General features: G+C 43.2%; 11 protein-coding genes. 2 read left to right on the top strand and 9 right to left on the bottom strand.

From position 1 onward, the window contains the following. Positions 1-353: 353 nt before the first annotated feature. Positions 354-1589, bottom strand: a complete 1236-nt coding sequence (locus tag AC25Y5_RS13425; protein ID WP_488140737.1) for an EAL and HDOD domain-containing protein — start codon at positions 1587-1589, stop codon at positions 354-356. A gap of 148 nt (positions 1590-1737) precedes the next feature. Between AC25Y5_RS13425 and AC25Y5_RS13420 the strand changes: the two genes are divergently transcribed. Further along, a complete protein-coding gene (locus AC25Y5_RS13420) occupies positions 1738-2514 on the top strand; it encodes an enoyl-CoA hydratase-related protein (protein WP_488140736.1) in 777 nt (258 codons plus the stop codon). 32 nt (positions 2515-2546) lie between these two features. On the opposite strand, the gene AC25Y5_RS13415 is transcribed toward AC25Y5_RS13420, so the two are convergent. The 6 genes from AC25Y5_RS13415 to AC25Y5_RS13390 form a co-directional block, all read right to left on the bottom strand. Further along, positions 2547-2960: a DUF1761 domain-containing protein gene (locus AC25Y5_RS13415; protein WP_488140735.1), complete on the bottom strand. Its 414-nt coding sequence runs from the start codon at positions 2958-2960 to the stop codon at positions 2547-2549. A gap of 45 nt (positions 2961-3005) precedes the next feature. Then, positions 3006-3350 carry a late competence development ComFB family protein gene (locus AC25Y5_RS13410; RefSeq protein ID WP_488140734.1) on the bottom strand — a complete coding sequence of 115 codons (345 nt, stop codon included), beginning with the start codon at positions 3348-3350 and terminating at the stop codon, positions 3006-3008. Positions 3351-3448: 98 nt separating this feature from the next. Continuing rightward, positions 3449-3673 (bottom strand): hypothetical protein, encoded by a 225-nt coding sequence (locus AC25Y5_RS13405; protein WP_488140733.1) that lies wholly within the window; start codon positions 3671-3673, stop codon positions 3449-3451. A 56-nt stretch (positions 3674-3729) separates the two neighbouring features. Beyond that, on the bottom strand, positions 3730-4290 hold the full coding sequence (locus tag AC25Y5_RS13400) for a GNAT family N-acetyltransferase (protein ID WP_488140732.1): 561 nt from the start codon (positions 4288-4290) through the stop codon (positions 3730-3732). Between the two features lie 19 nt (positions 4291-4309). Beyond that, positions 4310-6295, bottom strand: a complete 1986-nt coding sequence (locus AC25Y5_RS13395) for a S9 family peptidase (protein WP_488140731.1) — start codon at positions 6293-6295, stop codon at positions 4310-4312. 741 nt (positions 6296-7036) lie between these two features. Further along, positions 7037-8128, bottom strand: a complete 1092-nt coding sequence (locus tag AC25Y5_RS13390) for a CotH kinase family protein (protein ID WP_488140730.1) — start codon at positions 8126-8128, stop codon at positions 7037-7039. A 290-nt stretch (positions 8129-8418) separates the two neighbouring features. Here AC25Y5_RS13390 and AC25Y5_RS13385 point away from each other — a divergent pair, with 290 nt between their 5' ends. Continuing rightward, positions 8419-8634 carry a hypothetical protein gene (locus AC25Y5_RS13385; protein ID WP_488140729.1) on the top strand — a complete coding sequence of 72 codons (216 nt, stop codon included), beginning with the start codon at positions 8419-8421 and terminating at the stop codon, positions 8632-8634. A 548-nt stretch (positions 8635-9182) separates the two neighbouring features. On the opposite strand, the gene AC25Y5_RS13380 is transcribed toward AC25Y5_RS13385, so the two are convergent. Both AC25Y5_RS13380 and AC25Y5_RS13375 read right to left on the bottom strand, forming a co-directional pair. Further along, positions 9183-10340: a DHH family phosphoesterase gene (locus tag AC25Y5_RS13380; RefSeq protein ID WP_488140728.1), complete on the bottom strand. Its 1158-nt coding sequence runs from the start codon at positions 10338-10340 to the stop codon at positions 9183-9185. Between the two features lie 1138 nt (positions 10341-11478). Next, entirely contained in the window at positions 11479-13032 is a 1554-nt protein-coding gene (locus AC25Y5_RS13375; RefSeq protein WP_488140727.1) for a fatty acid--CoA ligase family protein, read from the bottom strand. Positions 13033-13418 lie beyond the last annotated feature (386 nt).

Here is a 13418-nt window from a genome sequence, read left to right as displayed (position 1 = left end):
TAGCCGAAGCGATAAGACTGAAAGCGATCTCCTTTCTGGCTTAGCGCGGGAGGCATCCACAAAGCGCAGAAGCGGTAATAGTGGGATTTCTAATTCTCTCCAGCTCAGGCGCGACTTAGTGGTAGCCGGAGCGATAAGACCGAAAGTGGTCTCCTTTCTGGCTTATCGCGGGAGGCATCCGCAAAGCGCAGAAGCGGTATTAGTAGGATTTCTGATTCATTCTATATATAGTGACTGTCGTTAAACACATTCGCTCGATTTCCATATGTATTGATATGATCAAAATATACAGCTAGCTTCTATGAGAAACAAATAACACCCTCTCCTTTTTTATTAAAGAGAGCAATCCATTTTCATTCGATTTGCTGTACCCAGCGATGTGCCTCTAAAGTGATTCTGCTCAATTCCGTTTGTGAAATCTTCATGTTCTTCGACAAATATTCAATTGTGTCCCAGTCGAACTTTTCAACCGCGATGGTTAGTTCAAGATAAGGTGTAATTTTCGTTGCTTCTCCCTTTAAAGTAGACACAACTTCGTCGGACAGTGGAATGAGTTGGAAGATTGCATCCCAGCTCCGTTTCAGAATGACATCAATTAAGGAAAACATGCCTGTCAGGAAATACTGTTCAGGGTTTTTCTGCCCATCCTGCTTAGCAAGAAGTTCGCACATTTTAGCCCGTGTCAGTGAGTATTCAGCAAGTGCTTTTGCTCTGCCATTCCCTTCACCTTCCCCTATCTCACGCATAGCAAGAACTTGTATCCATCTGTTTGTTTCACGAAGACCTATCAGAACAATGGCTTGTTTAATAGAAGCAATCTGTTTTGGAACGCCAAATGCGTGTGTATTAATTATCCTTAGCAGTTTGTAGGAAAGTGAAATGTCATGCATGATCAGTTCAGTTATTTCATTCACGTCAGGAGTTTGCTGATAAAGGCGCTCCATAATTTGAAAATGCAATGTAGCGTTTGACGGGATTTCAACACCTGTAATAATTTCAGGTTTGGCGAAGAAATAGCCTTGAAAAAGCGCATAGCCTGTCGCTTTTGCAGTTGTAAACTGTTCTTCGGTTTCGATTTTTTCGGCAATCAGCACGATTTCAGGATGTTTCCGAATAAAATCGGCTATTTCCTTCCTTTCAATTAGGGTTGTTGCCAAGTAATCCACTTTGATGAAATCAACTATTTTGAATAGATCACGATGTACGCGATATTGAGGTTGTAATATAAAGTCGTCCAGGGCAATCTTAAAACCATCCCCTTTCAACGATCGAAGTCTAGTTAAAAGTGATGGAGTAATTTCTACGTTTTCCAAGACTTCGATAACGACATTGTCCGGATTTAAAGATAGAAAAATATCCTGGGCGAGTAATTCACCCGTGAAATTGATAAATGACAAACTATTCTCCGATACTTTTTTGACACCGATTGTCAGGAATGTATTGACGAGTAATCCAATTGTCGCTTTCTGAGGATCTACATCAGGATAAAAATTATTATAGCTGTTTCTATACAGCAGTTCATATGCATAAATATCCCCATTTCGATTCAATATTGGTTGTCTGCCAACAAATACATTCGAACCTGTCATTTTACCCACCCCTTTTGTACTAGTATAGCAAAATTTCACAATCATACAAATCTATTTACAAATTAGTGAATTTTATTCACATTCGCAACCCCCTATGAATAATGGTATATTCAACTTATAGAATGTTAAAGTCAAAGGGGATATTTATATGGAAGCAATCCGTTATGAGCAAAAAGGCAATCTTGCTTTTGTGACGCTTGATCGTCCAGGCGAGTTGAATGCATTTAATTACGACATGCTTATTGAACTTGGTCAAGTTACAGAGGCGATTCGCATTAATCCGGACATCCGCGTTGTTGTATTTACGGGTGCGGGCGACCGTTCTTTCAGTGTGGGGGCTGATTTGAAGGAGAGAAAAACACTTCCGGATCTGCATGTAAAACGTAACCTCTACAAAATTGGCGAGGTATTTTCGGCAATTGAAAACTTGCCGCAACCTACCATTGCGATGATGAATGGCTTTGCATTTGGAGGAGGAATGGAACTTGCGCTTGCCTGTGATTTCCGAATTGCAGCTGATTCTGCGCTTATGGGGCTGACGGAAACGAGTCTAGCGATTATTCCTGGTGCAGGTGGAACACAGCGTCTGCCTAGACTAATAGGTGAATCAAAAGCGCTCGAACTGATTTTAACGGCTCGGAGACTAACAGCTGGAGAAGCGCTAGGTTATGGAATGCTTACTCGCATTACAACACCGGAAAATCTTGTCCAAGAAACCGCTGACTTTGCAGATTCAATTCTAGCAAATGGCCCGATTGCGTTGCAACAAGCGAAATTCGCGGTGAAGAACGGCATGAATGTGGATTTACAGACCGGACTTGCTCTTGAGCGCAAGGCGTATGAACTTACGATTCCAACAGAAGATCGGATTGAAGCGCTGAATGCATTTGGGGAGAAACGAAAGCCTCAATTTAAAGGTAAATGAACAGAGGAGAAGGCAAACACGCCTTCTCCTCTTTATTTCATAAAAAATGCGATTATCATGCCCATCACTGTTAACGATACAATATGATAACCTGCACTAATGAGAAAGAGTGTATATTTTCTTCCCTCAAAGAATGTAGGTGACAATTCCCGTGCACTTGCGATTCCAGCTCCCGCTAAAAATCCAATTAAAGCTCCTCCGCCAACTGTAACCGTCCCAAGCATCGAGATGAAAAGAGATAGGATGATCGCAGTAATAATGCCGGCAAGTGTGGTCAGTCCGTATCCGATATTTGGGTTACTCGCTGATAATTCCTCACGCGTTTTCCCAAGCGTCTTCATCCATATATTTGCAAAGAGTAATGGTGAATACCATAAAGCCCCGATTATCATATTTGCCACGACAGCAAGTATGATTGCTAAAATACTAATTTGTGAAATGTCCATTTTGCGCTTACCTCCAATCGATGACGTGCTAGATTGATGATCCCATTAAGCGATAGGCGGTGGAATAACAGGTTTCATCGTCGGACAGCGCGGATCTTTTGACACTTGTGCAGCCGCTTTTGTGACGATGAGAATAATATTTGTAGCCCCTTGGCGATCTGCAACATGCTCAGCTCTGACGTAGGGCCCATACTCCCCGTTTGCAATATAGCGCGGCGGCAATTCGTTAAGCGCGATTGCCATGATATCATCCAAGCATCGTTCGCACTGACATACCAGTTGCAATTGGTCCTTATATTGCATCAGCACATCGTGTACGACTTGTTCCATAACGTTAAATAAAGCCATTTTTTCACGCTCCAGTAGTAGATTAATATGTATTGTTAACATACTTCCACCCACTATTTTCCATCAATTATACCATTCCTTCGCTTTCTTATCGCCTGCTAAACGACCCAAAATGGAAACTCTTCATTATTTCTCAGGTGCTAATGGTCGTGCCCGTTTCTCACGGTTAACCGCCCGTAAACCCTCCCATACTGCTCAACAAACTGCCGACCGCCCGTAAAATCCACCATACCGCTCAAATAAATACGACGGCCGCCCATTAACTCTTCCAAACCGCTCAACAAACGTCGCCATTCGCCCGTAAGCCCTTCCACACCGACCAATAAGCCGCGTCGACCGCCCATAAAATCCACCAAACCGTCCAATAAAAACAGCCACCCCGCATCTACGGAATGGCTGTTTTAAAACTATAATCCTTATTTCACTTGTCTCTAACTACCGATAATCGCCGAGCCTCCCATTCTTCACGGAGAATGCCCATCCGAATGGAATCATAATACGTACCATTCCAATAACGGACTTTCCGTATACGTGCTTCCATCATCATGCCGAGTTTCGCACCGACTTGAATCATTCGTTTGTTGCCTGACCACGTTGTATATCCCACACGAACCAGCGGCTTTTCATGGAATAAATGCTCAATCCAAAGCATGAGTGCTGTCGTGCCATAGCCCCCGCTCCAATATTTTGGTTCGTAGATGAGGATTCCCATCTCTAGCCAAAGGGACGGCTTATGCTCCCAGTAATAGCTAACCATACCGATTAATTCGCCATTAACTTCAATGCCCCAGCAATCATCTTGGTCCACAATTTCGTCGCTACCTTTCAGAAAGGCTTCATATGTCATTGTCTTATGTTCGTAATAAGGCGCGTCCCACTTTTTCCATTCGGGGTTTTCCTCTTTAAAACTGAGTTCCCACATGCGCTGTAAATCTTGTTCTTTCATGGGTCGTATTGTAACTCCATCTTTTGTGTAACTCAAACAGATTCCTCCGGCTCTATTATATATATTTCGCGAACCAGCCTGTGATTTCATCCAACCTCGCAATGCGCAAGTTCGGTGTGCCGGTGCGCGATAAGTTATGATCAGCATCTGGGAAACGGACGAATTCCGTTTCTTTCCCCATGCTTTTCAATGTAATGTATAGCTGCTCCGCCTGTTCAATTGGGCAACGGAAATCTTTTTCAGAATGTAGGATTAACAATGGTGTCTCAATGTTTTTAGCATATTTCAGCGGCGAATGCTCCCACAGTTTTTCAACATTAGTCATATCTGCGCCAATTTGCCAATCACACAAGTAGTAACCAACATCGGAGACGCCGAAGAAACTGATCCAGTTCGAAATCGAGCGTTGTGTAACCGCCGCCTTGAATCGATCCGTTTGACCGACAATCCAGTTCGTCATGAAGCCGCCGTAGCCGCCGTAGCTGCCGCCTGTTACGCCAAGGCGATCTGTGTCAATCCAGTCATTCTCCTTGATAACATAATCGAGTCCAGCCATAATATCTTCGTAATCCCCGCCGCCATAATCGCCACGTACCGCGTCCACAAACTCCTGGTTGTAGCCATGACTGCCGCGCGGATTTACGTATAGGACGCCGTACCCCTGTGCCGCTAACAGTTGCATCTCATGGAAAAACGTATTCCCAAACATTACGTGCGGACCGCCATGAATTTCAACGATAAGCGGATATTTTTCACCTTCGACGTAGCCCGCCGGTTTCATGAGCCAGCCATGCACATCCCAATTTGTCACGCTATTGTAGACGATTGCCTCGGGTTCAACAAGTTCAACTTCCTTCAAATACGCACTGTTAAATGAAGTGAGTTCTTCACGTTCACCTGATACAATCGTCTGCTTGTACAGTTCTCCCGGATTGATGGCATTACTGACAGCAACGAGCGCAAACTCACCGTCTGCCGATAAATCATAGCCGTAAATATGTTCATTTTCAGTTGTTGCTGGATACAATTCCCCTTCAAGCGATGCAAAATACAAACGGACATCGCCCATCGTCGACAATTGGAAATACAGCTGGTTGTGTTTCGTCCAAACTACCGCCGGTGCGCCCGAGCCCTGTTGAAAATCCGCAGCTACAGCATCTCCGATTGGAGCGTCAAGACTTTCCGTATAATTCATTTGCGTGCCATCTTCCGTGTCGTAAATATAAAGATCTGAATGGGTCGCATTATAGAATTTGTTGTCCGCACCTATGAATGCGATATAACGGTCGTCGTGTGAGAACGCCGCCCCGCCATAAAAGCCTTCTTCATCCACAAGAACCGTTTCTTCTTTCGTTTCAACGTCGACAAGTAGCAACGGCTGCCGGAAATCGAAATCCTGATTTTCTGTTCGATTGACGCCAATGACGAGTTTCTTACCGTCATGCGATATGGCTTCGAGTCCATACTGATGATTGCCTTCCGTGAACTGCGTCACTTCTTGCGTCTCGATGTCGACGATGCCGATTTGCTGGTATGTATCCGGTGGCAGAAGTCCTGTTCCGTCCATCTGGTATTTCATCTTCGTGACGCGGTATGGTTCTGGCTTTTTCTTTTCGTCCTTCTCTTCTCTATCCGTAAAAGACTTGCCTTCTTTAACGGCTGCATTGACCCATATTTTTTTCCCACAAGGCGACCATAGGAAACTGGAAACCCCATTTTCGAAAGAAGTCAGTTTTTGTGCTTCCCCGCCTCGTGCTTGCAGGATAAACACTTGGTTCTTCTCTTCGCGGTCTGATAAAAAAGCAATTTGTTTTCCGTCGGCAGACCATTCTGGTGATGAAATACTTTCTTTTCCGTGCGTCCACTTCGTTACTTCATTTGAAGTAAGACTCACGTGAAATAAATTCGATATATATTTATTTACCGCTTCGTCAATATGCGTTTTTACGAACACCGCTTCCTTACCATCGGGCGCTATCCGCGGATCCGTTACAGAGTGTAATTTGAACAGGTCATCCACTTGTAATTTACGTTTTTCCATTGTAATGCCCCCTTATGTAATCTCTATCTACTTATTTCGACATCTGTAGCAGGTTCCCTTTTTATTCGGGAAGATTAAATCTTGACAAATAGGCGAATTCCCGTTAGAAATTGAACGAGTATTCGCCTTTTGTGATAAATACAGGAGACTAACAAGTGATTGAATTAGAAATCCCACTAATACCGCTTCGGCGCTTTGTGGATGGTCAATTTGTGAAGGCGCATTTCTTTATCTATAATTGCGGAGGTGATTAATAAAAATCCACACATTATAGTTAATTTTAGAAATCCCGCTAATACCGCTTCGACGCTTTGTGGATGCCTCCCGCGATAAGCCGGAAAGAAGCCCACTTTCAGTCTTATCGCTTCGGCTACCACTGAGTCGCGCCTTCGCTGGGGGGTCTCTTTTAGAAAGCACATTTCGTTATTGGGGATTAGACTTGCAATCAATAGTGCGTCTTTCTTCAATGAAATTAGTATCAAAAAGTAATCACATTATAATCTCAGTGCATACATCTCAGAATTACTATCAATAATGGAACACTCCAGCGCCGGCGCGGCAAAGGGGTCGCCGAAGCCATGAGACTGGATGCGAAGCGCTAATCCAGGCTCAGGGCCAGAGGCATCCCCAAAGCGCCAAGCGGTCTAAAATGTCCACTCTGAACTAAAACTCTCTCATTAAGCAGACTCAAAGTGATTCATTAATTCAACTAGGCAAATAACATCCTAAAACACTATCTGCCTAGTCTAATCCCGCCAATTGCCCCTTAATATATGCCGCCCGTGCTTCTATAAAATCCACAATATACGCAGGCTCCTTATCAAAAAAAGCGATACTATCTTTCTTATATGGATCTTTCAATAGATACGGCCTAATCAAAGCATGCATGCGCTCGATTTTCGGCTTCAAATGGTCCACAGTAAACTGGTTGCTCAAAATTTCTTCCAATTTATTCTTATATCGATCTCGAAATGTTTTCACATCGAGAATTCGCGCGGTTAGTGTATTGAAGCCTTCTATTCTTAAATAATCCTCCTCCATCACTTCCCCGTTAACATCCCTGCCCCATGTTGCATCGTAATCCCAAGGAATGACTTCAAATAACCCCGTTTCTCCGTTCTGGTAAAGTGCATAGTTATGAACAAATCCATCAAAGTTTTGGGTAAATACGACGCCAGCTAACCAGCAAAGGTATTTCTCGACATTCACATAATTAACTATTTCACTTTCAAATTCTTCCCTCGGAATCGTATTAATCTTCAATATCATATCGTGTACTGTTTGTTCATCCTGTGCTGTTCCCCATTTTAGTTCGTAACCAAACGCAAGAGACTTTTTCACTTCTTTATCAAGATCACTCATCAATGAAAAATTGGCATCCCCATTCACTGCATAAAAAATAGGCCCTAAAGGTAATTTCCGATTCGAGAGGAAGTGTTCATCCACTGACTCTAATTCCAGATAGAGCCCTTCGTTTTTACCATTTATCTTCAAAAACACAAATTGAGACTTTGGAGAGAGACAACCAATTTCATTGAAAAAATCAAAAGACAATTTATTTCTAATCAGTGATGGATCCTTATATTCTGCGTTTAAATGAATGGTCTTTGTATTTCGATACAGCGCCGGTTTATAAAAAGTGACTTGAAATGATTTTTTGGGAAAGCCACGAATATGGGATCCACGGTATGCAATATCAATATCTAACTTTTTCTCGTTAATCGTGAGCTTTGCTTGAACTGGATCATCTATCCAAATGTCTTTACGGATTTCACTTAATTCGAGAGGATGAATAAAAAGCCGGTATTCAGGTAGTTTCATATCCTTCTTCATGCGGATCCTTTCCCTTCATCGTTACCCTATTCCTATGAAGGGAAATCAAAGATGTTTCCTATGTAAAGAATAATTATTTTAACATTGTACGCACTTGACTCTATCCCTCTCGATTCACCGACGTACCTTGAGGGGAGAGGAAGGAATTTACTATAAATCCGAAGTGTTTCAATCAAAGGCCATTTCAATTCCCTTTCCCTAAACAATGAAGAAGGGAGGTATAAATATGTCTATTTTTTATGAAAATGAAATAGCAAGAGCGGTTGAAAAAGCCGATCGCTTGGGGTTAGATGATTTCATGTTTCAGGATCCTCGCAGCAACAAACATCGAACTGTCAGAGACACGCGCGATACTAGGAACCAAAACCGTACTAGCAGAAAACGGTGCACGTCTCGCAATCGTAGACAAACCGTCAGAGACACACGCACTGGTAGAAAATGCACATCTCGCAATCGCAGACGAACTGTTAGAAACATGCGTACTTTTGCGGACGAAAAGATTTTAGCTGCACAAAGAAACAAACTCATGAATCAAAGATTTACTGATAGAAAACGACGCACATCTAGGAATCAAGGATTGACTGGTCGAAGACGATGCACTTCTAGGAATCAAGGACTGACTGGTCGAAGACGATGTACTTCTAGAAATCAAGGACTTACTGATAGAAAACGACGTACTTCTAGGAATCAAGGACTGACTGGTAGAAGACGACACACTTCTAGGAATCAAGGACTGACTGGTAGAAGACGACACACTTCTAGGAATCAAGGACTGACTGGTAGAAGACGACACACTTCTAGGAATCAAGGACTGNCACTTCTAGGAATCAAGGACTGACTGGTAGAAGACGACACACTTCTAGGAATCAAGGACTGACTGGTAGAAGACGACACACTTCTAGGAATCAAGGACTGACTGGTAGAAGAAAACGTAATTGCTGCAATTAAGGAATCGCAAGTAGGAAATGCTTATTAACTTTGTTATTAAGTGATCAAACGAATACGTACAAACGTAAAACCCTTTCCATTTGCGGAAAGGGTTTTATGTTGGAATTTATTTTCCTGCTCGTTCCATTAGATAGCTCACGAACACATCATCTTGGACAAGCCAAGCTTCTTGGTTCCTTTTCAAGTGATTTTCTCCTTCTTCAAAACTAGAAAAAGTTGTCTGTTCAATCGCCCACTCTGTCTCATTGATTGGATACAGAAGAAAGAGTTCTTTCTGCCTATTTTGATAAAGTGAGCCGTACGATGACCTTTTCAGGTTATGGCGATTCCCTTTCGAATCCTCACGTAATCTTTCCAAGTGAAATGTTTCTGCTACAAAAAATTGATAAGCTTCTTTGGTTAAAGAGCAGCCGGATGCTTTTGCGTGCCCGCCGCCTCCAAAAGAGCCTGCTACCTCAGACACGTCAACATGGTTATGGATTGTTCGGAAACTTACTCGTTTTCCACCAACATTTAATATCGCGATATAATCCAGATGCGGGTATTCTTTGCCAAGTTCATTGCCAAGCTCAGAGTGATACGATTCCGCGTAAACGATACCTGCATAAAGGCCATCCGTTTGCGTCTGAACGAGTTCTCGGCGTTTTCGACGAATGTATCGTTCAATTTTATTGTCTTCCATATCCAATAATTTAGTTTCAAACGCATCAAACTGGAATTGTTCACTAGTTGTTAGCCGTTCTATCATTTTCTCTTCAAATTCCTCAATCGTTATTAGATAGAAAAGAGCATTCAGTCGCTGCGCTTGATGGTTTTCATTTTTCTCCCATTCCCACGTATCATACTGCCTAACGAGCTCAACAAATTCAGCGACGACGTTTGTGGGATCTAATAGTTGTTGCGTCACCAGGTAATCGTAAAACAAAGATGTCGCAGATGTTAATTTTCCATCCGCATCCTCAACAATCACTCGTCCCCACTCATACTCGTTAAAAGACAGAGCCGTTTTGTGGTGGTCTAACAGGAGTACTTTCCCGCCATTTTTGTAAAAGACATCTAGCTTTTTTTCATTTTCCTCATTAACGGATAAATCCGTGATGAACAAACCCATTTCTAAATCATTGTTTTCAAGGAACCCCTCAACTTCACGATCGAGCCCAGAAACGGAATTGTAGCGAACTTTTACTTGCTTACCAAAAGCAAGCTTTGCTAAAATACCGCATCCGACGCCATCTAGGTCATTATGTGATAACAATTTATACATCTTCTTCACCTCTTCATTCAGTATGGTTTTAATAGGGTAAATTTATTGCTACGAATCAAGAATCTGCATTTAATGAGCCAAAAAAATGTCGACCCACTTTTAGGTCGACGTCTTTAATGCATTATACTTACCCTTCACCATTGTAATTGACAATCATTTTCATTGCCAATTAAGAGCACATTCAAACAACTATCCGAAATAATATTTACTTTAAAAGTATACGCATTCGTCTCTACTCCTCTTGGTACAACCACGTACTGTAAGAAGAGGGAGAAGAGAACTGCATATTAACAATTGCCTACGTCTCCTTTCACTCAATAAGCATGAAAGGAGGGTGGACATGTCACTATTTTTTGAAGATGAAATACAAAAAGTGAAGGGTAAAATAGATCGCGTGGGGTTGGATAAATTAATGTCGCAAGATCCTCGTGATAAACAAAGAAACGTAGACAAATATCGTCGTAATTCACGCTCTCAAAGTACTTTTAGCAAGGATACCAGAAACCGTATAAATTCCAGGAGCAATAGATAGGAATTAGCTGGCTCCCTATCTGACTCCGATTTCGTGTAAATCCCTTTACTCTCTCCACGCATAAGTATTTTTTGAGTGTACGCATTTGTCTCCTCCCCCCTTGGTACAACTGCGTACGTTAAGGTAAGAGAAGGATTTTGCAGTATGCCATAATCGATTAAACCTCCTTTCTCTACTACCCGGAAAGGAGGTTTACTCATGTCACATTTTCATGAAGAGGATGACAACTCTATGTATCAACAGGCGTATCGCGACAGAAAGCGCAAGTTGAATAACCGACGCCCTGCCTGCGGTCGACAACGTCTGGGCGATACCCGCACGGATTCAAAACAAAAACGTTCAGGGCGAAATCGCTGTAACTCATGTAATGAGCGAAGCGATGACAGAAGCAACTACTGAAATAGTCCTGATACATGGAATGAAATAGATTTCCTGCTAATACCGCTTTGGCGCTTTGTGGTCTATTTAAGAAGGCGCATTATCAAACTTCTACAAGAAAGAAAGCGACGACATTTCGTTCAAAATCGAACGCAATGTCGTCGTTTTAATTTAGGTAAATGTACGTTTTTAAGTGGCTTCCATGTAACCTTGAGAAGGCTCAATCATTTACAGTCTCACTTGGTCTTTCAATGATCGTCTTAGTATTTTACCGGTCGTGTTTTTCGGCAGTTCATCTAAAAATTCGATTTGTTTGGGTATTTTATACTTCGCTAGACGGGCCGCGCAGAATGCAATTAGCGATGCTTGGTCAGGTTTGACGCCTTCTTTTAATACAACAAACGCATGAACTGCTTCGCCGAAATCTGGATCTGGCAAGCCGATCACTGCCGCCTCTACGATATCACGGTGAGTGAATAATACTTCTTCGACTTCACGTGGATAGACGTTGTATCCGCCTACGATAACGAGGTCCTTCTTACGGTCAACGATGTAGAAGTAGCCATTGGCATCACGTTTAGCCATATCCCCTGTATACAACCAGCCGTCGCGGATAGCGGACTCCGTTTCTTCGGGCATTTTATAATAGCCTTTCATCACGTTTGGTCCGCGCACAATTAATTCGCCGACTTCGCCATCCGCGACTTCATTGCCTAGCTCATCGACGACTTTGTTTTCAACGTTGACGATATTTGTCCCAATTGAGCCTGGAATACGCTCTCGGTCATGCGGGTTAAAACATGTTACGGGTGACGCTTCAGATAACCCGTATCCTTCTGAAATCCTCACATTGAATTTCTCTTCAAAATTGTGAAGCAATGCAACTGGCAACGCGGATCCACCAGAAATTGTCGTCCGTACGGTCTCGAAATCGGACGGATTGCCTTCCGGATACTGATAAAGGAAGTTGTACATTGTTGGCACAGCCGCAAAGATTGTAGCTTTTTGTTCCTTCACGATATTGAAGATTTCCGCTGGATTGAAGCGCGGAACTAGCAAAATTGTAGCTCCCTTCACAAGTGGCGCGTTGACGACAACTGTCAGTGCAAATACGTGGAATACCGGAAGCGTAGCGACGACGCGGTCATTTTCCGAGTAATCGAGGTAATCCGCAACGTCGCGTGCGTTCGAGTACAAGTTTCCATGTGTCAGCATCGCTCCTTTAGGGTGACCTGTTGTACCTGATGTATATAGAATGATAGCGGTTTCATTTTCATCAACAGAAATGGGCTCAAGGTTTGGCGTCCCTGTTGCAATGAGCTGTGAGAATGAACGAACTTTCGACTTAACCGCTTCCGGCAATGCCGCAATTTTCTCTGGTGTTTCCGGAACCGTTTCACAGATTACATAATGCTCAATAGTCGGGAATGCACCGGCTGCCTGCTCAACAAGTGGAAGCAGAAGGTCAAGCGCGATAACCGCTTTGGCGTCACTATTGTGTAAGATATAAGAAATTTCATCTGGCGTGTAAATCGGATTGACGGGAATCGCCGTAGCACCGATTCGCATTGTTGCGTAGAGCGAAATTAGAAAATGTGGTGTATTGCCTAGAAGAAATGCAACATGATCCCCTTTTTCAATGCCTAGTCCTCGAAGCGCAGATGCGAACATGGACACGGAATGATCGAATTCTGCATATGAAGTATCTTTCCCCATGAAGTGATAAGCCGCTTTTTCAGGCTGCGTCATTGCAGTTTCGTGCACACGTGTAACTAAATTCATACTTTCATCCCCTTTTAATTAAATGAATGACCATTCATTCCCCTATCATAATCATTATATAAGAAAAGTTCTGACAAATCAAGATACTAAAAGCGGAAGCAGCCGTTAAGATGCGACAGGCATAAGACGGGCTGGCGGAGCGGCGCCCTTTGCCGCATAGCCGGACCGACTTATGACCCGAGCATCTGGCTGCTGGAGCTAGACAGTTGAAAAGCGGAAGCGCCTGTTCAGGGGCGACAGGCATAAGACGGATTGGCGACGCGGTGCTTTCCCGCACAGCCAATCTGACTTATGACCCGAGCCCCTAGGCGCTGGAGCTAGACACGAAAAGCGGAAGCGGCCGTTAAGATGCGACAGGCATAAGACGGGCTGGCGGAGAGGCGCCC

The organism is Sporosarcina sp. Y1011, from assembly GCF_057669885.1.
Note: the sequence above shows the minus strand (reverse complement) of the source record. Positions and strands in the feature narration are given on the sequence as shown.